The following is a 22,128-nucleotide window of genomic DNA, read 5'->3' as shown; positions in this document are numbered from 1 at the left end:
TATGCCAATTGGCATATTAAATAACCGGGAAGTTGGCGGTCTGTCTAAAATTGCGCTCCATGAATAAAAATATCCGTGCCAAAATGGCTTATAAATACCTGGTTTGTGCAATTTTATTGGCAGGCGCAGCAGCTTGTGACAAGGAAGGCTTTAATTATAGTAATGAAGTTGAGACTAGCGGTACTGAGTACATAGTTACGGATACTATTACAATGAATCAGAGTACAGTTTACCTTGACTCCATTCCGACCTCCGATCAGAACGTGGCCCTCGTAGGTACTGCTATTGATCCTTACTTTGGTACCATCTCTTCCAGTACCTTTTTTAAGCTGAGAGCGATTACGACCTCCACCAATATCGAAGATGAGGCTTTGTATGATTCACTGGTACTGATGATTCATCCTAAGAGCTATTACTATGGTGATACAACCAGGCATCAGCACTTTGAAGTCTACAAAGTGAACCAGTATATTGAGAAAAACTTTGGTACCTCCTATTATTATAGTGGTATGTCATTTGCCACCGATCCATCACCGATCGGTTCCCTGCAGATCGATCATATCCGCCCGCACTGGGATACCGTATACAGCATCAAGATCGATGATGCGATCGGTAAAGACCTCTTTAACAGGGCATACAACAAACTGCCTTCCATTACCAATCAGAGCCAGTTCACAGAATGGTTCCCGGGTCTGAGCATCAAACCAGGGGCAAACAGCCAGGTGATCACGCCACTGAGAGCAGATGACTCCCTGTCTCTCCGCCTATATTATCACGTAAGTGGTAATACCTACGATTGGAAATCTATTGATTTTGCGATGTATGATGCCACTTCACAGTTCAACCATGTGGACTTTACCCGCCCCGGCGGTTCTCCACTGGCCGGCCTTACTCCCAATTCCGATCTGAGTACCAATAAGGTGCTGGCTGCAAATGCGAATAATGTCTCTTATGTACAACCACTGACCAACGTGGTGACAAGAATTGACTTTCCTTACCTGAAATCATTCAACCAGACGGCTAAATTCTGGAAAATCATGCGTGCGACACTGACAGTCAAACCTGTCAGAGCCACTTACGACTATCCGTTCGAATTACCATCTAAACTCACGCTGGTGAGAATGAATGCCGGTAATGCCGTGACAGACTCTGTTGTCAATCCAAATACCGGTGCTGTACAAACAGGCAGCCTGGTCACTGATTATGTATACAATATTGGCACTAAATATACATACGATATAACCAACTATGTGATTAACGAAATCGGCTCAAGTGATGCTACCACCAGGGGATTGGGTCTTATGATCCCGGGTGCAACCGGCCTCTCCCGCTTTGATCGTCTCATACTGGGCGGACCTGATCATAAGGTAAACCCGATCGAGGTGAAAATATATTATCTGCTGTATAAATAATGCAAGCTAGAACAGACTACATGAAGCGAATAAAATATACAACAAGCCTATGCGGCTTAATGATGCTTTTGATGGGAACAAAGGCACTGGCACAGCATGGCATTAACTCCCTTTACTCGGCATACGCCATCGGCGATCTGGAAGAAAGGGACTATACAAGAAACTTTGGAGTAGGCAGTACTGGTATTGCACGTCGCTCAGATTACTTTCTAAACGAGCTGAACCCCGCCTCCTATTCCGCCATCCCGCGGCAGCACTTTATGTTCGACGTTTCCCTCAGGGGCCAGATCGTAGGATATAAAAATAACAACAGCCTGAACCAATCTGCCGGCGACCTTTCCGTAAGACGCCTTGCTATTGGTTTTAAAGCCAATAACCGCTGGGGGATCAGTGCAGGATTCTCTCCGTTCAGCTCCGTGAACTACAAATTACTCTCCACCACCTACCTGGATGCCAGTGGACAAACCACTACCACCACAGGCGACGGAGGGATCAATAAAGGGTATATCACCAACTCAGTAAAACTGAATAAGAACTTCTCTGTCGGTGTATCTACCAATTTCCTCTTTGGACCACTCAATACCCTTGAAAACGTAGGTGGCGATACCATCTCCACCAAGCTGCAACGCTACGCTTTCAATGTAAACTTCAACACCGGTGCTCAATATACCGGCAGGATCGGCTCCAAATGGGTAATAGGCCTGGGTGCTACCTATCGCTTCAAGACCAAAATGAACTTCGACAAGAAGCTGGTTATACAGAACAGCAGTGAAACCACTGTTTACTCCTACGACCTCGCTTCTGAAAAATATACCCTGCCGGAAATGTATGCAGGTGGTATCTCCCTGACAAATGGTACCCTGACCTGGCTTGCTGACTGGAAACACCAGAACTGGAGCCAGTACGGACAGGCAGGTACACACTATAAACTGGTAGATGCTGACCGCTACTCTACAGGCCTGGAATATGCTTTCAGACGTACGTATGGTGATATGCGTGTAGAAGGGCTCGTAGTACAGGCAGGTTTCGCTTATAATAACTCCTACCTCCAGCTGTATGGCGAGCAAATGAAAGATATATCCGGTACTGCCGGGATCTCCATCCCAAGTAAGAGCGGTGCTATCCGTTATTACATCGGCGTGGAAGCCGGACAGCGAGGCACATTGAACAATGGGTTGATTAAGGAAACGTATATGAATGCCGTATTCCACTTCTCATTGAGAGATATCTGGTTCATCCGCAGAACTTACGATTGATCGCAAGACAAATGGCTTGATCTTATTGAGGTCGTTCCCCCCGGGGAGCGACCTTTTTTTATGGAATGGGTTTTCTATTCCCTGGCTGAATTGCTGCTTTCCCGCATTGCCTCACTTATCGTGTAGAAAATCCCGGAACCATAATCCCGAATCCTTCAGCGTACGCACCTGCGTATCAAGGTCTACATGGGCCAGGCCAAATCGGGCGCGGTAACCCTCCGCCCATTCAAAATTGTCCGTAAGGGTCCACACAAAGTAGCCATCCAATGGCACCCCCTCATGCTTTGCTTTCAGGATCGCTTCCAGGTAAGTGATAAAGTAGTTGACCCGGTCTGTATCGTGAATGCGACCCTCCGTCAGTACATCATTGAAGGCAGCCCCATTTTCAGTAACGATCAGCCTGGGAATATTCGGATAGGCAGCAAACTGTTTCAGAATACCATACATCCCCTCCCCGCTTATCTCCCAACCCATTGCAGTCACCGGTACCTTGCGGAAACGTGGTTTCACCTCCGACACACCGACTATAGGCATAAATGGATTACGCCTGATGACCAGTGGGAAATAATTCTGTACGCCAATAAAGTCATAATCAAAGGACAGGGAATCCCTGTCTCTCCAAAGCGCATATCGGCGCTCTATTTTGCCAAGCAAGGGAAAATCCTTCACAGGATAACCCATTCCCAGGATTGGCTCCAGAAAAGTCCGGTTAAATAAAGCATCGGCTTTGCGCGCTGCCTGAATATCGGCCGGAGTTTGAGTATGGGGTAAAATATAAGAGCAGGACAACGCAATGCCAATATTTGCACCTTCCACCATTTTACGGATCACCTTTGCCCCTGCTGCCTGCGCCAGTAAAGCATGGTGTACCGCCGGAAAAAAATAGGATAAACCAAATTTACCGGGCGCATGTACCCCTAACATATAGCCAAGTGAGGTAAAACCAAAAGGCTCATTCATCACAATCCAGTTCTTCACTTTCTCCCCATAAGCCTCCACACAGATACGCACATATTCTTCAAAAGCGAAAACCACCCCCCTGTGGCTCCAGCCACCTTTATGCTCCAGTGCCAATGGCAGATCCCAGTGATACAAAGTCACCCAGGGCTCCATGCCCAGTTCAATACAGGCATCTATAATACGGTGATAAAAGTCAATGCCAGCCTGGTTAACAGCCCCTGTACCATTAGGAAGGATCCGCGGCCAGGCTATAGAGAAACGAAATACTTTAAAACCCATGGACCTGGCCAGCAAAATATCATCCCGGTATCTGTTGTAGAAATCGGTGGTGACCTGAGCATGGGTGCCGTCTTTAATTTTGCCTTTGCGGGAGGTAAAATCATCCCAGATGGAAGCGCCTTTTCCGTCATGATCGTGGGCACCTTCATTCTGAAATGCAGAAATAGTGATGCCCCAGCGGAAATGCTCTCCAAAATCGTGGCGGTGAAAGGGTGCTGAGAATTGTTCCATATGTTAAGCTGATGCAGTTTACAACAGTTTCAGGAGACAGGTGATTATTTTAGTGTTAATTTTTAATATATGTAATGAGTTTAAAAAATAACAATGAGCTATGCTTGCCCCGGGCTCCCTTCAATTCAAAATAGCACAGTCTACTTTTATAATAGACTATCGATTTAGGAAATAATTCCCGAACTTGTAAGATATGTTTCGTTTTATGCCACTCTACCTGCTGGCGGGAGCTATTTCGCTCAATGCCTGCCAAAGCAGAGAAAAGAAAATCTCCAGCAATGACAGTGTGCTGGCCACGACGACGGATACTGCTAATCACATGATCCTGATACCCGGCGGTACCTTTATAATGGGCGCCAGCGATGCGGATGCCCGCCAGGACGAGCAACCCAGGCACAGCGTGACTGTAGACAGTTTCTGGATAGATGAACATGAAGTAACCAATGCAGAATTTGCCAGGTTCGTCGAAGCTACCGGTTACGTCACCACAGCCGAAAAACCGATCAGCAAGGAAGAGTTCATGCAGCAATTGCCCCCGGGATCCCCGGAGCCGGATAGCAGCATGCTCCTGCCCGGTGCACTGGTGTTTACGCCGCCCAATCATGCCGTACCACTGGACGATATATCCCAATGGTGGACCTTCACCCTGGGTGCCAGCTGGAAACATCCGCAAGGACCTGGCAGTGAGATCAGCGGTAAGGAAAACCTGCCCGTAGTGCAGGTATCCTGGGATGATGCACAGGCTTATGCCCGCTGGGCCGGTAAACGCCTGCCTACAGAAGCAGAATGGGAATTTGCAGCCAGGGGCGGCCTCAATGATCAGCCTTATACCTGGGGAAGTGACCCGGTCACTTCCGGCCAGCCCAAAGCCAATACCTGGAGCGGTAATTTTCCATACCAGAATACCGGCATTGACGGGTTTACAGGATTAGCCCCGGTAAGGTCTTTTCCTGCTAACGGATATGGATTATACGATATGGCCGGGAATGTATGGGAATGGGTAGCGGACTGGTATGATGTGGACTACTACAAGCATGCAGATCACACCCATAACCCCAAAGGACCAGGTAAAGGAAATGATCCGGACGATCCTGCCGTAGCAAAGCATACCATCAGGGGAGGTTCATTTATGTGTACAGATCAGTATTGCTCAGGATACAGGGTGACAGCGAGAATGAAATCATCACCGGAATCAGGATTGGAGAATCTGGGTTTCAGATGTGTACGATGATCTCTTTCTAAGTTAATAAGCTCATTGGCTAACAATCCATTTACAAGAAGGGGCTGTACCATCAATACGATACAGCCCCTTTTCTTTGAAAATAGTTTTCATACCCCCTGGTGAATTCCCCCTTTCATGAACGTTTTTATTCTGGTTCCTGATGGAGTCGTATCGTCTTTTAAACGATCCTCAAAAGGTATTTCTATTTTCTGTACAAACTCTTCTTATTGGTATTAATGTCCTTTTGGCTTCTCATCTTTAATTATCCCCTTCACTTTATTACCCTCTACTTTCATCACCGCTGTTGCTTTTTCCTCTTTTACCGCCCCTTCAGGCCCATTATAATCTTTTGTGAATATTAAAATGAGTCCTGATTTCCGGGCATCTTCACCATATTCAGCAGGTACATTATCATCTTTAAATACGAATACAGATTTTATATCAGTATTCTCAGCAGGCATCGTTTTGCCCTTATATTGATTATCTACATAAACCTCGGGTTGCTTTGAAGCTTCAAAGATTCCCATATTAGAACCCGCAGATGACCGAAAAATTATTTTTGGCAATGAATCTGCCGGAGGTGGCGGTGGCGGCGGCGGTGGAGGGGCTGGCGCTGCCATTGGTTTGGGAGCCGGAACAGGATGTACATCCACGGTGATCGCTGGCGGTTCTTTGGCTCCTTTAGGTGCCTTCGGCGCCTTAGGGGGCCTGGGTGGTGGTGGCGGTGGTACCTTTCCATCAGGTACTTCCTGTACCATTGGTGGTGCTGGTGGCGGTGGCGGCGGAGTCACCCCCGTATCTGCCCGTAATGCATTCTTTACTGTCACCGTAATAGCGGCCCGGGTATAATTCAGTGATACAAGGGCAATAATCATAATGCTCCCCAAAACAATGTACCTCACCAGGTTATATTTTGATGACCGTTTTTTATTCATCATCATAATCCTTTGTTTTAAGTGTGAAAAATTGAAATTGTTTGCGATGGCCGTCGCATATGGGATCCCACTTACTTTTAAAAGACTATATTGATAATCTTTGATATCTGCACCCTGGCGCAACACATACCTGTCAGTGATGAACTCAAGATTTTCCCTGATGGCGATGCTGATGAGCCATGCACCGGGATTAAACCAGTAAAAGATCTTATTCAGTTCACTCAATAGCACATCCAGTGTATGCCACTGTCTCACATGCACCTGCTCATGCCGCATAATGTCTGGGAGCTCTGCTGGACTGTGCATACCAGGATTGATATATATATTATGCAGGAAAGAAAAAGGTTGTAATGACTGGTCAGTGACCCTTACCTGCTGTTCAAAAACTTTGTCTTTGCGGGAGCTTCTATGCAATACCCAAAGGGAACTGAGTTGCATCAGCAGGCGAAGGGTCATAACGATCACACCCGCCCAGAAAATATAGATCAGCACTACATTGAACCAGGGTGTAGCAGGCTGGCGCAGGTCATTGAAGTTAATGACATACCCCATGGCAGCGCCGGTAAATGGACGCTTATGCCTGAAAATTGTTTCCGGGTTGATGAATGGACAAACAGCGGCACAAATAATGGCCAGCAGGAGAAAGACGCGGTTTAAAGTATAGAACGTAAGGCGGCGCAACCCAAAGCGGTAGGCCAGGTAGAATAACGTGAGGGCTATATTAGCCTTGAGCAGAAAGAGCAACATAACTATTGATTTTTCTCGATCATTTTTACGATTTCTTTGAGTTCTTCACTACTGATCTTTTTCTCTTTAGCAAAAAAGGTGACCAGGTTTTTGTAGGAGTTTTCAAAGTAGTCCTTCACAAAACCACTCATGAACTTTTGCTTATACTCACTTTCGGGTATGATGGGCTGGTACTCATACACGTTACCAATCTTACGGCTTTGGAGATAACCCTTCTTTTCCAGGTTTTTGACCGTGGAAGCCAGGGTGGTATATGGTGGCTGAGGAGCAGGATGAACTTCCAGGAAGTCTTTCACAAATCCGCCGGATATTTTCCAAATAGCAAGCATGGCGATCTCCTCTTGTTGCGTTAGTTTTTCCATAACTACGATTGTTTCGTAAATCTACGAAACTTTCGTAAACAAACAAATAAAAAAGCGAAAAGGTATGATTTAACTGAAAGCCAAATCATACCTTTTCGCGCTTACGACCCGTTGGTGCCTTCGAAAGCCGCCTCCAACGCATCGCTATCTAATTATTTAATGACTTCTTCGAGTTTCTTTTCCAAGGCATCCCCACGCAGGTTCTTCGCAATAATCACCCCCTTCGGATCCAGCAACAAATTCTGCGGAATTGCCATAATCCCATACTGCTGCGCTACCTCGTTCTTCCATCCCTTCAAATCACTCACATGCTTCCAGGGCAAATTATCCGCCTGCACTGCCGCCAGCCACTTATCCTTCGTATCATCCAAACTCACACCCAAAATATCAAACCCTTTGTCCTTAAACCGGCTATACGCCTTTACCACATTCGGATTCTCCGCCCTGCACGGTCCGCACCAGCTGGCCCAGAAATCTACCAGTACGTACTTCCCTTTATAAGAAGCCAGGCTCACCTGCTTACCCTCAGCATCCGGCTGGCTAAACTCCATTGCTGGCTGCCCAATCGCCGTTTTACGGGCAGACTCCAGTCTTGTTGCAAATTCTTTTCCGGAAGGACTATTGCGCACTGCTTTACTCAGCTTATTATATATAGGGCTAACCTCGGTAGGATTAATTTCGTAACCAGCAAACTGGTTCAACACGAACAATGCGATCGGGGAACTACTATGCCCCTTCAGGTATTCACCCAGGATCTTGTTTTGCTTCGCTTCCAGCTCATCAAACTTAGGCTCCAGCTTCTTCATACCCTCCTCATCCTTCGCCATATACAACTGGCGATTCTGCAATTTCAATTCCTGAATCTGGCTGTTCACATCTTTCAGGTTCTCACTCAGTTCCTTAAAGTCGTCGTTCGCTTTGGAACCCGTCACCGTCGCCTTACTGATAGAATCCTGAACTGCAATATTCATCTTTCCCTTATCCAGGAATACGGTCAGGTAATCCTTTTTCACCGGCCCTGTCAGCTCAGGTGCTGCCGGATCCTGTACCTTCAGCAGCAGGTTGGCAATCGTTGGCTCCTCCAGGCTACCTGTAAAGGAAAACTTACCATCTTTTACTTCTGCACTATCCACTTTATTCACACGGGAATTGCGGATACTTAAATAAACTTTAGCTGGCTTTTGTATTTGCGCGACAGTTCCCTCAATAGTAAAGGGTTGCTCAATATTCTTGTCCTGCGCAAACAAGACCACGGGCGACAAGAGCGCCGCGGCCAGTATCACTGACTTCATTAGTTTCTGATTTTAAAACAAAAATCCTGATTCGCATCAGGATAAGCAAAAGGATTGTGATAAGCGGCCTAAAAACGCCAAAAGCCCGCAGAGCGGGCTTCAGCTAATATTTTATTTTCCTTATTTCAGTATTTGGGCAAGCTTTGCTTCCAATGCCTGACCTCTCAGGTTACGGGCTATGATACGCCCCTGGGGGTCTATCAGCAGGTTTGCCGGGATCCCCTGGATGCCGTACAGCTGGGCGGCTTCATTTCCCCATCCCTTCAGATCTGATACCTGTGTCCAGTTCAGATTATCGTGTTGAATGGCGTTGACCCAGGCATTCTTCTCTTTATCCAGCGATACACCCAGAATAGTGAAGTTCTTGTCTTTGAACTTGTTATAAGCTCTTACCACATTGGGGTTTTCCTGGCGGCAAGGACCACACCAGCTGGCCCAGAAATCCACCAGCACATATTTACCTCTGAAAGAGGACAGTTTCACTTTATTACCATTCACATCTTCCTGCTCAAAGTCGTCTGCCACTACTACTTCAGTTTCACCCTTCTTATCACGAAGATACCTGCTGGCAGATTTACCATATTTGGTTTCTTTCAGGCTGGCATCGAGTGTAGTATACAGGGTATCAAATTCTTCCACAGTCAAACGGTTACGCAGCTCATTCATCAATACCCAGATGCTGGCTATTTCCTTTGGATGTGCTTTTACCAGCTTCGTTCCGGTGGCAGTCACTTCATCGCTGAATTTACCTGCTTTGTCACGGAAAGCCTGCTTGGCCGCTTCATCATCCTGGGCAATACCCTGCGCTTCTATATTTAATTCTCCTGCACGTTTCAGCAGGGGAGCAAAGGATTTCTGGTACTCCTGCATTGCCTTGTCATCCGCACTGCCCTTCATAGAAGCAGCAATCGGGAAGTCTGCAGCAGTCAGCACATAAGAAGTCTTCTCCTTGCCTGTAACGAACAAAAGGGGATTGCTTACAGATTCCAGTACCAGGGCATTCACCGCTGGCGCTTTGCTGGCATCCGTATTAAAGGCAAATTTCCCATCGTCTTTCAGGACGAGAGAATCCTTTGGGTTATTGTCATCATCACTGTAGAGGTAGAGCTTTTTGCCCTCCGCTCCCTTCAGGGAGCCGGAAACCTGCTGTGCAGAGATGGAAAGTGAGCATAGTACGCCTGCGGCGCAGATAACTGTAAGTCTTTTCACGCCCTAATATATGAAATATTTGTGTTACTTATGTCTTTGCTGCAATACCCCCAGTACGTCAGACAGTTGGTAGCCTTTAGCACTAAGCAGTACAAGGTAATGGAACAGCAGGTCTGCTGATTCATTCAGGAACAGCTCTTCACTGTCGTCCTTTGCTTCGATCACCACTTCTACCGCTTCTTCCCCTACCTTCTGGGCTATCTTGTTGATGCCTTTTGCAAAGAGTTTAGAAGTGTACGAGCTGTCTGAAGGGTTATTCTTCCGGTCAGTGATGACATTCTCCAGTTTGGACAGAAAATCGTTGGAGATATTCTTTTCATCCCAGCAGGTGTCCGCACCTGTGTGACATACTACGCCCACAGGGTTTACCTTGATGAGGAGGGTATCGTTGTCGCAGTCTACCCGGAGATCCACCAGCGTGAGGAAGTTTCCACTTTGCTCTCCTTTTGTCCACAGCCTTTGCTTGGACCGGCTAAAGAAGGTTACTTTACCTTCCTGCAGGGTCTTGTCCAGGGATTCCTGGTTCATATAGCCCAGCATCAGAACTTTGTGGGTAGCGGCATCCTGAATGATAGCCGGTACGAGCCCGTCTGCTGATTTCTGAAAGTCTATCTGCTTGTAGTTATACATTTGGTGCGCTCTTTAAATTGCTTAAGCAGTGCAAAAGTAGCTTTTTAATGTTTGCAAAAAATAGCCTTCTGCCGAAGGCAGGCTCGGCAAATTAAAATCTAATATTTACACCCTTCTGATATAAATATGTCTTCAATTCAGGAATCTCAATTTCCTTATAATGGAATATACTCGCTGCCAGCGCCGCATCGGCCTGTGCTTTTTCAAATACATCCACAAAATGATCCATTGTACCCGCGCCGCCAGAGGCTATCACCGGTACATTCAGGTGCTGAGACAGCTTACCGGTTATATCCAGTGCAAAACCCTGCTTGGTGCCATCATTATTCATAGAAGTGAGCAGAATTTCGCCCGCTCCCCTGTTCACCGCTTCCTTTGCCCAGTCATAGCATTTTACGTCTGTTTTCACACGGCCGCCATTCAGGTACACGTACCAATCCCCATCTTCAAAACGGGTATCGATCGCCAGTACCACACACTGACTGCCAAACTCCCTTGCCAGCTCATCTACCAGCTCTGGACGCTTGAACGCTGAAGTATTGACGGAGATCTTATCAGCACCATTCTGCAGCAATACACTCACATCTTCTACTGATGAGATGCCCCCTCCTACTGTAAACGGGATATTCACATGCCTGGCTATCTGCCTTACCAGGTCAGACAAGGTCTTACGACGCTCGTTGGTAGCGGTGATGTCCAGGAATACCAGTTCATCTGCTCCCTGTTGCGCGTACAGGGCACCCAATTCAATCGGATCCCCCGCATCGCGGATATTTTCAAAGTTCACCCCTTTTACTGTACGGCCATCTTTGATGTCCAGGCAAGGTATGATACGTTTTGTCAACATGGCTTGTGTTGTTTACTTCATTAATTGTTTCAACTCTTCCATTGAGATCTTTCCTTCGTAGATCGCTTTCCCTACGATCACACCATTGCAACCCGCTTCCTGCAGCGCATAGATATCATCCATATTGCTCACACCACCGCTGGCAACAAAGTCAATGCCGGGGAAACGCTCCAGGATCTTTTTGTACAGGGGAATGGAAGGCCCCTGCAGCAAACCGTCTTTCGCGATATCTGTACAGAAGATGTGATGTACACCTGCTTTGATATTGGATGCCAGGAAATCGTAAATGGTCAGCTCAGTCGTTTCCAGCCAGCCGCCTACTGCGATCTTTTCTTCCTTTACATCTGCGCCCAGGAAGATCTTGTCTGCACCATACTGCTTTACCCAGCTAAAGAACAGCTGTGGTTCCTTTACTGCAATTGAACCGATCGTAGCCAGGGCTGCACCGTTCTCAAATACAATGCGGAGGTCATCTTCTTTCTTGATGCCTCCTCCAAAATCTACTACCAGCTTAGTATGGCCAGCGATTGCTTCCAGTACTTTCCAGTTCACCACACTGCCCTTCTTAGCCCCGTCCAGGTCTACCAGGTGCAGGCGGGTCACGCCAATACTTTCAAACTCTTTTGCCACTTCCAGCGGATGTTCATTATACACTTTCTTCTGTGCATAATCTCCCTGTGTGAGGCGCACACATTTACCATCTATTATATCGATTGCCGGAATCACGCTGAATTTTTGTGCGGATGCCTGACCCAGTTCAATTTTCATCTTGCGAAATGTATTATTTCCTTTTTTAAAAGGCGCACTATCGTATACATATCCCCTCTTTTCATAAAAGCCAAAAGCCGAATCACGGGCATCGCACCACAGTAAAGGAATGCGCTCCCTGCGGCAAAAGTCTTCCACATGAGATAACAATATGCTGCCATAACCCTTACCCTGGCAAGCCGGGGATATAGCCAGCTTACGAAAGCGTGCACCAGCCCGCTCTAAGAACAAAGAAATGACACCGACCAGTGTAGATTGTTCAAATAATCCAAAGTGCAGGCCATCGGCATCACCTTCCACCTTCACGGCATCCAGTGACTGGTCAGGATACAACACATCCCTGCGCAGGGCGAGTGTATCTGCTGTATTGATTCTTCTTACCTGCATGCGTTATTGGATCTTCAGGAAGTTTTCCAGGATCTGCTGTCCTGCATCTGCTGACTTTTCCGGGTGGAACTGTACTGCATAGAAATTATCTTTCTGCAGGGCGCTGCTGTAGTTGATCACATAGTTTGTAGTCGCTACGGTATCCGCACAGAGTGCTGCATAGTAACTGTGTACAAAATACATGTAACTGTTCTCCCGCACGTGATCAAAGATAGAACTGTACAATCCTGTAATGTTGTTCCAGCCGATCTGTGGGATCTTTAGCAGGTTATCTACCGGTGACTGGAATTTCTTTACCTCCACATCGAAGATACCGAGGCAGGGCGTATCGTTTTCTTCTGAATGTTTACACATCAGCTGCATACCCAGGCAGATACCCAGTGTAGGCTGCTTCAGATCTTTGATGAGCAGGTCGAGCTTTCTTTCTTTCAGGTAGTTCATGGCGGTGCTCGCCTCGCCTACTCCGGGAAAGATCACCCTGTCTGCAGCACGGATTTCCTCCGGGTTATCTGTCACCACACCTTCCACACCAATGCGGTCCAGTGCAAATAATACAGAGCGGATATTGCCGGCGTTGTACTTGATGATTACCGTTTTCATAAAAACTATTTTACGCTGCTGATAAAGTCTTTGACAGCAGTGTCGATGTTGGTCGCATTTTCGATAGCGCGGATAAAGGCAGTACCTATAATTGCACCATTACTGTGTGCACAGGCCGCCGCAAAGGTAGCTTTATCTTTGACACCAAACCCGATCAATACCGGGTTCTTTAACTGCAACTTTTCAAGCTTCTCAAAATATGCCTGCTGATGACCCATGTTCTTGTCTGTACCGGTGGTAGAGGAAGAAGATACGGCATAGATAAATCCTTTGCTCAGGCTGTCAATCTTGCGGATGCGCGCTTCGCTCGTTTCTGGTGTCACCAGGAAGATCAGGTGTAAACCATAGTGTTCGAAGATCGCTTTATATTCATTTTCGTACTCGTCCATTGGCAGGTCAGGCAGGATCAGGCCATCTACACCCACCTCCGCACATTTCTGGCAGAAAGCCTCTATGCCATACAGCAATACCGGGTTCAGGTAACCCATCAGCACTACCGGTACGTGAATTTGCTTCCTGAAATCCTTCAACTGCTCAAACAACACACGTAATCCCATCCCATTTTTAATAGCACGGGCGCTGCTCTCCTGGATCACCGGACCATCGGCCAGCGGATCAGAGAAAGGCATCCCCAGTTCTACCAGGTCAGCCCCATGCTGTTGTAGCGCCGTCATCACCGGCAGTGTATCATTCAATTCCGGGAAACCCGCTGTGCAGTATATATTGAGAATGCCTGTTTTCTTACCGGCAAATAACTGATCTATACGATTGCTCATAAAATAATTTATTTATTGGGCAGATTACGAATGTATGTTTCCATATCCTTGTCACCACGACCACTCAGGCATACCACCACTACATCTGTTGGCTTGAATGGTATTTCTCCCAGTTTCGCCAGGGCGTGACTGGATTCCAGTGCAGGGATAATGCCTTCCAGCCTGGTCAGCTCGTAAGCTGCCGCCAGGGCTTCGTCATCCGTAGCTGCGAGGAATGTACCTCGGCCTGTCTCATACAAATGTGCATGCAATGGACCAATACCCGGATAATCCAGACCTGCGGAAATAGAATAGGGTTCCGTGATCTGCCCGTCGTCCGTTTGCATCAGCAGGGTCTTGGCAGCATGAATGATCCCCAGTTTACCCAGTTGGGTGGTGGCAGCAGAATGCCCGGAATGCACACCCTTACCCGCAGCTTCCACTGCAATGATCTTTACATCCGGCTCGTTCAGGAAGTGGTAATAAGTACCGGCAGCATTGCTACCTCCACCTATACACGCCACTACATAATTTGGATTCGGATTGCCTGTTTTTTCTTCCAGCTGTTTGCGGATCTCTTCGCTGATCACAGACTGGAAACGGGTCACCATATCCGGATATGGGTGAGGACCCGCAGCTGTTCCCAAAATATAATGGGTACTTACCGGGTTGTTGATCCAGTCACGGATTGCTTCGTTACACGCATCTTTCAGGGTCTGGCTACCACTGGTAGCAGCGACCACAGTAGCACCCAGCATCTTCATACGTGCTACGTTGGGTGCCTGGCGCTGAATGTCAACAGATCCCATGTAGATCACACATTCCATGTTCATCAGGGCACATACAGTAGCTGTTGCTACCCCATGCTGACCAGCGCCTGTTTCAGCAATGATACGGGTTTTGCCCAATCGCTTTGCCAGCAGGATCTGGCCAATTGTATTATTAACCTTGTGTGCCCCGGTATGGTTCAGGTCTTCCCTTTTCAGGTAGATCTGTGCACCATACTTTTCAGACAGGCGTTTTGCAAAATATAATGGAGAAGGACGGCCTACATAATCGCGCAACAGTTGTTCAAACTCCTGCTGAAAGCTGGGCTCGCGTAAGATCTCCAGGTATCGGGTCTGTAATTCTTCTACGTTGGGATAGAGCATCTCCGGTACGTAGGCACCGCCAAAACGGCCGTAGAAGCCTTTTTCATCTACATGATAGGGTAAGCCTAACGTATTTTCAGCGATCTTCATGCTTGACTATTTTAAATAAGTTTATAAAATCTTTGTGGAGAACTGCTGCACTTTTTCCATGTCCTTGATACCTGGCGCAGTCTCAAATTTACTGTTCACATCAGCTGCAAACAATGCCGGATGTTCAAATGCCAGCAGGTCTTCCAGCTGCTCAGGGCCAATGCCACCACTGAGAAAGAACGGATGATCGTAAGGATAAGTATCCAGCAATTCCCAGTTAAACAACCTGCCGGTACCACCATACGCCTTGCCGGCAGCGGTGTCGAACAGGAAGTAATTTGTAACAGGTACAAACGCCTCCAGTGTTGCCCAGTTTACATCCTCCCCAATCCTGAAAGCCCTGATCACAGGTACTAATGATTGCAAAGCAGCGCAGTAGGCAGGATCTTCGTCACCATGCAATTGTACCAGGTGCAGACCATAACTGCTGATGAGCTGTTTGACCTGCTCCAGGGGAGCATTTACAAACACGCCTACCTTCAGGATACCTTTGGCTTCCCTCACGGTACGGGCATCCAGTTTATTGCCCACAAAGCGGGGCGATTTCTCGTAAAAGATAAAGCCGGCATAGTGTACGCCCAGTTCGACCAGTTTTTCCAGGTCTTCTTTTCTGGTAATACCGCATACTTTTAGTTGCATCATTTATGCTTTCAGTTTTGCGGACAGCTCCGTTACAAAGTTTTCAAATGCCCTTGCAGGATTTTCTGTCTTCATAAAATGTTCACCGATCAGGAAACCGTTGAAACCAGCTTTCTTTAGCGTCACAATGTTATCTGTATTGCTGATACCACTCTCCGCTACCTTGCATTTGCCTGCAGGGATGCGGGAAGCCAGTTCACAGCTGCGGTTAAAATCTACTTTGAAGGTAGTGAGGTCACGGTTGTTCACCCCTACATTCTGAATATGATCGGTTACCTTATCCAGCTGATCGCCACTGTGCACTTCCAGTAATACTTCCAGTCCTATATTATGTGCAAAGGCAGCCAGGTGTGCTACTTCTTCTTTTGTCAGGCATTCTGCTATGAGCAGGATCACATCTGCACCAATCGCCTTTGCTTCCAGTATCTGGTATTCATCGATCACAAAATCCTTTCTCAGTACAGGAATATTATTCACTGCACGTGCCTTCACCAAATCGTCAGTACTACCACCAAAGAACTGCTCATCTGTCAATACAGACAGACCCGAAGCACCATATCTTGTATAGGCCATGGTCACATCCTGTACAGTAGCTGTACCATTGATCAGCCCTTTTGAAGGAGATTTCCTTTTGAATTCTGCGATGATCCCTGTTTTTTCAGGATTCCGCAGAAAGGCGGATAATGACAAAGGTTCCCTCTTGAAGGCAGATGACTGTTGCAGCTCCGCTACCGAACGTTGCAGTTTACGGGCGGCTACTTCCACATGCTTATGTGCGACTATTTCAGTAAGGATATTTTTCATGACTGCAAACTAATCAACTTCTTGAACGAATTATGTGCGGCACCGGATTCCAGTGATTCAACGGCTGCCAGGAAACATTCCTCGTAGCTGGGGTACTTGCCCAGGGTATGCAGGCCCATGGCGGCATTCGCCATTACAACTGCATTCTGTGCCCAGGTACCTTCGCCCTTCAAAATTTTCATAAAGATTTTGGCAGCTTCTTCTATAGAGTTACCGCCGTAAATATCCTCAGCGAACACCTTGCGCTTGCCCAGCTGCTCAGGCGTCCAGTCACGTTCACCTTTGTTGGTGATGACACGGGTATCTGAAGTCAGCGAAATCTCATCGTAACCATCCAGGCTATGCACAATTGCATATTGCTTGTCTGTCTGCTGGAAGAGGTAGTTATACACACGGGCCAGTTCCAGGCTATATACACCTATCAGCTGGTGCTGTGCAAATGCCGGGTTGACCAATGGGCCGAGCACGTTGAAGAAAGTACGTACACCCAGTTGCCGGCGTACACCTGCCACATTTTTCAATGCGGGGTGGAACAGAGGTGCGTGCAGGAAACATACACCGGATTCTTCCAGTTCTGTACGCAGCTTTGCATCGTCGTTCTTGAATTTATAGCCAGCAGTCTCCATCAGGTTAGAGGCGCCACTGATCGTAGATACGCCTACGTTACCATGCTTGGCCACCCTGCCCCCGGCACCTGCTACGATAAAGCAGGACAGGGTACTGATGTTGAAAGAATTTTTGCCATCGCCCCCTGTACCCACTATGTCCAGTACCTCGTAGCCATTCAGGTTGACAGGGATGCAGAGTTCCAGCAGGGCATCGCGGAAGCCCAGTAGCTCCTCTACGGTGATGCTGCGCATGAGGTACACCGTCATGAAAGCAGCCAGTTCGCTTTCATTGTACATGCCCTTGGAAATACCCATCAGGATCTCTTTGGCTGCGCTGCGGTTGAATGTTTTATGTTCAAAAAGGTAATTCAGTATCTTTTTCATAATCCCGGGATTTATGCATTTAACCAGTTACGGATGATCTTTTCCCCTTCCGGTGTAAGTACACTTTCAGGGTGGAACTGTACGCCGCTCACATCATATTGCTGATGCTGCAGGGCCATGATATAGCCGTTATCGTCCTTTGCAGTAACGGTAAGGCCTGATGGCAAAGTTTTTTCGTCTACTACCCAGGAGTGATATCTGCCAACTTCGAGTTGGTCAGGGAGGCCGTTGAATAACCTGCCTTCCCTGCTGATGATGTTTACCGGAGTGGCTACTCCATGGTATACATCTTTCAGGTTGATCAGGCTGGCGCCGAAAGCTTCGCCAATGGCCTGCTGGCCAAGGCATACGCCGAATATGGATTTGCTCGCTGCATACTCTTTGATCAGGGGCAGCAGTAGTCCTGCTTCTACCGGTATACCAGGGCCGGGAGAGAGGATGATCTTATCGTAGTCTTTTACTTTTTCCAGGGGAATTTCGTCGTTACGGAATACGCTGACTTTGCCGTTGATGATCTTTTCTACAAGATGCACCAGGTTGTATGTAAAAGAATCGTAATTATCAAACACAAGAATGTTCATGTCAGATTTTTTGTGCCAGCAGAATGGCCTGTTTTAATGCATTCAGTTTATTGTTCACTTCATCTTTCTCGGATTCGGCTACGGACTTCGCTACTATACCGGCGCCAGCCTGGTAATACAGGGTATTGCCTTTGCTCATAATACTACGGATCATGATAGCGTGGTTAAAGTCACCGTTGAAGCCTACGGAACCGATACATCCGCCATAGAAACCACGTTGAGTAGGTTCGTACTCATCGATGATCTGCATAGCCCTGTATTTCGGTGCGCCGGATAAAGTACCTGCAGGGAAAGTAGCTGCCAGCAGGGAGAAAGGGCTGCCTTTCTGTACCTTACCGGATACTTCGCTGACGAGGTGAATGACGTGTGAGTAATATTGGATATTGCGGTAGGAGTCTACTTCCACATCTGTAGCCAGGCGGCTCAGGTCATTGCGTGCCAGGTCTACCAGCATTACATGTTCTGCATTTTCTTTCGGATCTTCCAGCAGTAATTTTGCCAGTTTGCGATCTTCCTCATCATTGCCGGTACGGCGGAAAGTGCCTGCTATCGGGTGAATGGTGGCTTTACCATCTTTGATGATGAGCTGGGCCTCGGGAGAGGAACCCATTAATTTGTAATCGCCGTAATCGAAGAAGAAGAGATAAGGGGAAGGGTTGATGGAGCGGAGTGCGCGGTAAACGTTGAATTCGTCACCTTTGAAAGATTGGTTGAAAGCACGTGACAATACTACCTGGAAGACATCGCCCCGGAAGCAGTGTTGTTTACCTTTTTCAACAATTTCCATGTACTGCTCATCGGTCATATTGCTTTGCTCATCTCCCGTAGCTGTGAAGGAGTAGCTGGGTACGTCCTTGGACCGGATCAGGGATTCTATGAGTTCGAAGTCGCTGTCCAGGCCATCTACACTGTTTTCGCAGAGATACAATTCATCTTTGAAGTGGTTGATGACGATCACGTATTGGTAGAAACGATAGCGCATCAAAGGAATGGTGTTCCCGTTTGCTTTTTTCTTATTGAATTCTATTGTTTCGAAGAATTGTACGGAATCGAAAGTGCTGTATCCGAATAAACTGTGAACAACGGGAAGGACAGGCTTGTCTGCGAAAGAGAAGTTACTGAGGAACTTCTGGAGCTCGTCGAGCACGCTTTGTCGGTTCTTGAGTTGTTTCCTTTCTGGTGGAAGGTTTGGATACTTAAATTCAAAGTCGTTGGTGCTGGTGACTTCGATACCTGCAATTGGTTTGATACAGATAAAGGAATAGCTGTTCTCACTGGCACGGTAGTCTGTACTTTCCAGTAGTACGGAGCCAGGGAACCGGTCCCGAAGACGCAGATAGATGCCCACTGGGGTAAATACATCTGCCAGCATTTGCTTTGATCTTGATTTTACTTGAATACTACCCATTTGATTTTAATTAGGTCTAAAAACGAAGAAGGCCCGCTGTGTAACAGCGAGCCTTCGAATTATATACGATCACTACGGATCATGGCACTGTAACACGATATCAGGTACTGATAGTGTGCCAACGCCAATGATTGTTTGTAATGAATGTTGTCATGATTTGTTTTTTGCTTGTTTTTGCGAAACAAATATCTGAGGATTTTTTCAGAATTACAAATCTTCCGGCAGTTTTTTCCTTCCCGCAGCGAAAATTTCTGCTCGCCGGCAGTTTTTCGACCTTCGGCCGAAAAACTGCCGGCCCGGGAGCGATTGATGATCCGGCTACCGCCGGATCATCAATCGCGAAATTAGAAACGGCTATAAGTACCCCGATTCAATATCCCTATAGCATCCCTTTTGTACTTGGCAACTGCATATTAGATGGATTGCGTTTTACCGCCATCTTGATCGCCTTTGCAAATACCTTAAAGATCGCCTCTATTTTATGATGCTCGTTTTCGCCTTCCGCCTTGATATTCAAATTCGACTTTGACGCATCTGAGAATGACTTAAAGAAATGGAAGAACATCTCCGTAGGCATCTCCCCTATCTTCTCTCTATTGAATTTCGCATCCCATACGATCCAGTTACGCCCGCCAAAATCAATGGCCGCCTGTGCCAGGCAATCATCCATCGGTAAGCAATAACCGTAACGCTCAATACCTCTCTTATCACCCAGGCCCTGTGCTACCGCTTCGCCCAATGCAATACCCACATCCTCAATCGTATGATGTTCATCAATGTGCAGATCACCTTTCGCTTTGATCTTAAGATCAATACTACCATGACGCGCAATCTGATCCAGCATATGATCAAAGAAACCTAACCCCGTTTCAATCTCTGCCTTACCGGTACCATCCAGGTTCAGTTCAATGTGAATATCCGTTTCTTTAGTAGTACGTGTATGAGACACTCTACGCAGTCCTAATTTCAGGAACTCATAGATCTTTTCCCAATCAGTTGATTCCAATGCAATCACTGGTGCCAGCGCCTTCGCATCTGAACTTACTTCCGCACCACCCAGGCCCGTGCCTTCATTCATCCAGATCGCCTTTGCACCCAGGTTCTTGGCCAGCTGTACATCTGTAATACGATCCCCGATCACAAATGAATTTGCCAGGTCATAATCAGCCGTAAAATACTTCGTCAGCATGCCCGTTCCTGGCTTACGCGTAGGGGCGTTTTCGTGAGGAAAGCTACGATCGATATGATAATCTTTAAAAAGCACACCTTCATTTTCGAAAGCACGCACGATAAAATTCTGCGCCGGCCAGAAAGTATCCTCAGGAAAACTATCTGTTCCAAGGCCATCCTGGTTCGTCACCATCACCAGTTCAAAATCCAGCTCCGCTGCGATGCGGGTGAGCCAGGTAAATACCTTAGGATAGAACTCGATTTTATCCAATGAATCAATCTGGTAAGTAGGTGGCACCTCTTTGATCAATGTACCATCGCGATCTATGAAGAGAACTCTTTTCATTATTTAAAATCGTTTATAGCTTTTACCAATGTCACATTCTCTTCCGGCGTACCTACTGTAATACGCAGGCAGCCACCACACAGCTCTACCTTAGAGCGGTCACGCACGATGATCCCCTTTTCTACCAGGCTATTATAAATACCTTTTGCATCTGTCGTTTTCGCCAGCAGGAAGTTGGCATCACTTGGATACACATACTCCACCTGTGGCAATGATTCAAGCGAAGCAGCGAGTTTGTCTCTTTCTACCACCGCATCTTTGATCCACTCGTTTACCTGGCCAATGTTCTTCAGCGCTTCCAGCACCAGGTCCTGTGCAGACTGGTTGATATTGTACGGCGCTTTCACCTTGTTCAGCACATTCACGATATCCTCACCGGCAAAGGCCATACCCACGCGCAGTGCCGCCAGTCCCCATGCTTTGGAGAGTGTCTGCATCACTACGAGGTTAGGATATTCGGTCAGCTCGGAGATGAAGGTTTTCTGACGCGCATAGTTGATATATGCCTCATCTACCACTACGATCCCATCAAAATTGTTCAGGATCATTTCGATGTCTGAACGATCGATAGAATTACCAGTCGGATTGTTTGGAGAACAGATGAAAATCAGTTTTGTATTCTCATCCACCGCTTCCTGCAATGCCGGCATATCCAGCTGGAAAGTATCAGGCGTAAGGGATACCTTACGCACGATCACATCATTGATATTCGCACTTACTTCATACATCCCATAGGTAGGTGGAAACAGCACCACATTGTCAATACCCGGACGGCAGAAGGAACGATACAATACATCGATCACTTCATCACTTCCATTACCCAGGAAAATGTTCTGTGGAGGTACGCCTTTGATCTCCGCCAGTTTGTATTTTACTTTCCACTGCATCGGATCAGGATAACGGTTATACTTCACCGGCAATGGCGAACCATAACTGTTCTCATTGGCATCCAGGAAAATGGATGCTTCGCCTTTGAACTCATCTCTTGCTGTAGAATAAGGAACGAGGCGTTTTATGTTGTCGCGTAATAAGCTATTTAAATCGAACATACGATA

Annotated in this window: 21 protein-coding genes; 3 read left to right on the top strand and 18 right to left on the bottom strand. The window is 47.1% G+C overall.

The window, feature by feature from the left end:
* Window positions 1–59 precede the first annotated feature (59 nt).
* Both U0033_RS27075 and U0033_RS27070 read left to right on the top strand, forming a co-directional pair.
* Window positions 60–1,412 carry a DUF4270 family protein gene (locus tag U0033_RS27075; RefSeq protein WP_072360067.1) on the top strand — a complete coding sequence of 451 codons (1,353 nt, stop codon included), beginning with the start codon at window positions 60–62 and terminating at the stop codon, window positions 1,410–1,412.
* Window positions 1,413–1,483: 71 nt separating this feature from the next.
* Entirely contained in the window at window positions 1,484–2,668 is a 1,185-nt protein-coding gene (locus U0033_RS27070) for a hypothetical protein (RefSeq protein ID WP_072360069.1), read from the top strand.
* A gap of 111 nt (window positions 2,669–2,779) precedes the next feature.
* On the opposite strand, the gene U0033_RS27065 is transcribed toward U0033_RS27070, so the two are convergent.
* The gene (locus tag U0033_RS27065) at window positions 2,780–4,138 is read right to left on the bottom strand and encodes a GH1 family beta-glucosidase (protein WP_072360070.1); all 1,359 of its coding nucleotides are present in this window, start codon (window positions 4,136–4,138) and stop codon (window positions 2,780–2,782) included.
* Between the two features lie 193 nt (window positions 4,139–4,331).
* On the opposite strand from U0033_RS27065, the gene U0033_RS27060 reads away from it, so the two are divergent.
* Entirely contained in the window at window positions 4,332–5,369 is a 1,038-nt protein-coding gene (locus U0033_RS27060) for a formylglycine-generating enzyme family protein (RefSeq protein ID WP_072360071.1), read from the top strand.
* Window positions 5,370–5,593: 224 nt separating this feature from the next.
* Here the strand turns inward: U0033_RS27060 and U0033_RS27055 are convergent, their stop codons facing one another.
* The 17 genes from U0033_RS27055 to hisC all read right to left on the bottom strand — a co-directional run bounded on the left by U0033_RS27055 (window position 5,594) and on the right by hisC (window position 22,122).
* A complete protein-coding gene (locus U0033_RS27055) occupies window positions 5,594–7,042 on the bottom strand; it encodes a M56 family metallopeptidase (protein WP_072360072.1) in 1,449 nt (482 codons plus the stop codon).
* A 2-nt stretch (window positions 7,043–7,044) separates the two neighbouring features.
* On the bottom strand, window positions 7,045–7,404 hold the full coding sequence (locus tag U0033_RS27050) for a BlaI/MecI/CopY family transcriptional regulator (RefSeq protein ID WP_072360073.1): 360 nt from the start codon (window positions 7,402–7,404) through the stop codon (window positions 7,045–7,047).
* A 152-nt stretch (window positions 7,405–7,556) separates the two neighbouring features.
* A complete protein-coding gene (locus U0033_RS27045; RefSeq protein WP_072360075.1) occupies window positions 7,557–8,696 on the bottom strand; it encodes a TlpA disulfide reductase family protein in 1,140 nt (379 codons plus the stop codon).
* 120 nt (window positions 8,697–8,816) lie between these two features.
* Complete coding sequence (locus U0033_RS27040) at window positions 8,817–9,905, bottom strand: TlpA disulfide reductase family protein (protein WP_072360077.1); 1,089 nt, start codon at window positions 9,903–9,905, stop codon at window positions 8,817–8,819.
* A 24-nt stretch (window positions 9,906–9,929) separates the two neighbouring features.
* Window positions 9,930–10,535, bottom strand: a complete 606-nt coding sequence (hisIE, locus tag U0033_RS27035; protein WP_072360079.1) for a bifunctional phosphoribosyl-AMP cyclohydrolase/phosphoribosyl-ATP diphosphatase HisIE — start codon at window positions 10,533–10,535, stop codon at window positions 9,930–9,932.
* Between the two features lie 91 nt (window positions 10,536–10,626).
* On the bottom strand, window positions 10,627–11,382 hold the full coding sequence (gene hisF, locus U0033_RS27030) for an imidazole glycerol phosphate synthase subunit HisF (RefSeq protein WP_072360081.1): 756 nt from the start codon (window positions 11,380–11,382) through the stop codon (window positions 10,627–10,629).
* 12 nt (window positions 11,383–11,394) lie between these two features.
* On the bottom strand, window positions 11,395–12,537 hold the full coding sequence (gene hisA, locus U0033_RS27025; protein WP_072360083.1) for a 1-(5-phosphoribosyl)-5-[(5-phosphoribosylamino)methylideneamino]imidazole-4-carboxamide isomerase: 1,143 nt from the start codon (window positions 12,535–12,537) through the stop codon (window positions 11,395–11,397).
* A gap of 3 nt (window positions 12,538–12,540) precedes the next feature.
* Entirely contained in the window at window positions 12,541–13,137 is a 597-nt protein-coding gene (hisH, locus tag U0033_RS27020; RefSeq protein WP_072360085.1) for an imidazole glycerol phosphate synthase subunit HisH, read from the bottom strand.
* Between the two features lie 5 nt (window positions 13,138–13,142).
* Window positions 13,143–13,913: a tryptophan synthase subunit alpha gene (trpA, locus tag U0033_RS27015; RefSeq protein WP_072360088.1), complete on the bottom strand. Its 771-nt coding sequence runs from the start codon at window positions 13,911–13,913 to the stop codon at window positions 13,143–13,145.
* An 8-nt stretch (window positions 13,914–13,921) separates the two neighbouring features.
* Entirely contained in the window at window positions 13,922–15,133 is a 1,212-nt protein-coding gene (gene trpB / locus U0033_RS27010) for a tryptophan synthase subunit beta (RefSeq protein WP_072360090.1), read from the bottom strand.
* A 21-nt stretch (window positions 15,134–15,154) separates the two neighbouring features.
* Window positions 15,155–15,775, bottom strand: a complete 621-nt coding sequence (locus U0033_RS27005) for a phosphoribosylanthranilate isomerase (protein WP_083571495.1) — start codon at window positions 15,773–15,775, stop codon at window positions 15,155–15,157.
* The gene (gene trpC, locus U0033_RS27000) at window positions 15,776–16,576 is read right to left on the bottom strand and encodes an indole-3-glycerol phosphate synthase TrpC (protein WP_072360092.1); all 801 of its coding nucleotides are present in this window, start codon (window positions 16,574–16,576) and stop codon (window positions 15,776–15,778) included.
* Window positions 16,573–17,568 carry an anthranilate phosphoribosyltransferase gene (trpD, locus tag U0033_RS26995; RefSeq protein ID WP_072360094.1) on the bottom strand — a complete coding sequence of 332 codons (996 nt, stop codon included), beginning with the start codon at window positions 17,566–17,568 and terminating at the stop codon, window positions 16,573–16,575. The genes trpC and trpD overlap by 4 nt, the downstream gene beginning before the upstream one ends.
* An 11-nt stretch (window positions 17,569–17,579) precedes the next feature.
* Window positions 17,580–18,149: an anthranilate synthase component II gene (locus U0033_RS26990; RefSeq protein WP_072360096.1), complete on the bottom strand. Its 570-nt coding sequence runs from the start codon at window positions 18,147–18,149 to the stop codon at window positions 17,580–17,582.
* A gap of 1 nt (window position 18,150) precedes the next feature.
* Window positions 18,151–19,557: an anthranilate synthase component I family protein gene (locus tag U0033_RS26985; protein ID WP_072360098.1), complete on the bottom strand. Its 1,407-nt coding sequence runs from the start codon at window positions 19,555–19,557 to the stop codon at window positions 18,151–18,153.
* Between the two features lie 379 nt (window positions 19,558–19,936).
* Window positions 19,937–21,073, bottom strand: coding sequence for a bifunctional histidinol-phosphatase/imidazoleglycerol-phosphate dehydratase HisB (gene hisB, locus U0033_RS26980; protein ID WP_072360100.1), 1,137 nt, complete (start codon window positions 21,071–21,073; stop codon window positions 19,937–19,939).
* Complete coding sequence (hisC, locus tag U0033_RS26975; RefSeq protein WP_072360102.1) at window positions 21,073–22,122, bottom strand: histidinol-phosphate transaminase; 1,050 nt, start codon at window positions 22,120–22,122, stop codon at window positions 21,073–21,075. Before hisC ends, hisB begins: the two co-directional genes overlap by 1 nt.
* Between the last annotated feature and the right edge of the window lie 6 nt (window positions 22,123–22,128).

Source organism: Chitinophaga sancti (genome assembly GCF_034424315.1).
Taxonomy (GTDB): domain Bacteria; phylum Bacteroidota; class Bacteroidia; order Chitinophagales; family Chitinophagaceae; genus Chitinophaga; species Chitinophaga sancti.
This window is presented reverse-complemented; position numbering and strand designations above follow the sequence as displayed.

Bases quoted from the DNA above. Each gene is read 5' to 3' on its own strand.
- U0033_RS27075 (WP_072360067.1), top strand. From the start codon at position 60: ATGAATAAAAATATCCGTGCCAAAATGGCTTATAAATACCTGGTTTGT.
- U0033_RS27070 (WP_072360069.1), top strand. From the start codon at position 1,484: ATGGGAACAAAGGCACTGGCACAGCATGGCATTAACTCCCTTTACTCG.
- U0033_RS27065 (WP_072360070.1), bottom strand. From the start codon at position 4,138: ATGGAACAATTCTCAGCACCCTTTCACCGCCACGATTTTGGAGAGCAT.
- U0033_RS27060 (WP_072360071.1), top strand. From the start codon at position 4,332: ATGTTTCGTTTTATGCCACTCTACCTGCTGGCGGGAGCTATTTCGCTC.
- U0033_RS27055 (WP_072360072.1), bottom strand. From the start codon at position 7,042: ATGTTGCTCTTTCTGCTCAAGGCTAATATAGCCCTCACGTTATTCTAC.
- U0033_RS27050 (WP_072360073.1), bottom strand. From the start codon at position 7,404: ATGGAAAAACTAACGCAACAAGAGGAGATCGCCATGCTTGCTATTTGG.
- U0033_RS27045 (WP_072360075.1), bottom strand. From the start codon at position 8,696: ATGAAGTCAGTGATACTGGCCGCGGCGCTCTTGTCGCCCGTGGTCTTG.
- hisIE (WP_072360079.1), bottom strand. From the start codon at position 10,535: ATGTATAACTACAAGCAGATAGACTTTCAGAAATCAGCAGACGGGCTC.
- hisF (WP_072360081.1), bottom strand. From the start codon at position 11,382: ATGTTGACAAAACGTATCATACCTTGCCTGGACATCAAAGATGGCCGT.
- hisA (WP_072360083.1), bottom strand. From the start codon at position 12,537: ATGCAGGTAAGAAGAATCAATACAGCAGATACACTCGCCCTGCGCAGG.
- hisH (WP_072360085.1), bottom strand. From the start codon at position 13,137: ATGAAAACGGTAATCATCAAGTACAACGCCGGCAATATCCGCTCTGTA.
- trpA (WP_072360088.1), bottom strand. From the start codon at position 13,913: ATGAGCAATCGTATAGATCAGTTATTTGCCGGTAAGAAAACAGGCATT.
- trpB (WP_072360090.1), bottom strand. From the start codon at position 15,133: ATGAAGATCGCTGAAAATACGTTAGGCTTACCCTATCATGTAGATGAA.
- U0033_RS27005 (WP_083571495.1), bottom strand. From the start codon at position 15,775: ATGATGCAACTAAAAGTATGCGGTATTACCAGAAAAGAAGACCTGGAA.
- trpC (WP_072360092.1), bottom strand. From the start codon at position 16,576: ATGAAAAATATCCTTACTGAAATAGTCGCACATAAGCATGTGGAAGTA.
- trpD (WP_072360094.1), bottom strand. From the start codon at position 17,568: ATGAAAAAGATACTGAATTACCTTTTTGAACATAAAACATTCAACCGC.
- U0033_RS26990 (WP_072360096.1), bottom strand. From the start codon at position 18,149: ATGAACATTCTTGTGTTTGATAATTACGATTCTTTTACATACAACCTG.
- U0033_RS26985 (WP_072360098.1), bottom strand. From the start codon at position 19,557: ATGGGTAGTATTCAAGTAAAATCAAGATCAAAGCAAATGCTGGCAGAT.
- hisB (WP_072360100.1), bottom strand. From the start codon at position 21,073: ATGAAAAGAGTTCTCTTCATAGATCGCGATGGTACATTGATCAAAGAG.
- hisC (WP_072360102.1), bottom strand. From the start codon at position 22,122: ATGTTCGATTTAAATAGCTTATTACGCGACAACATAAAACGCCTCGTT.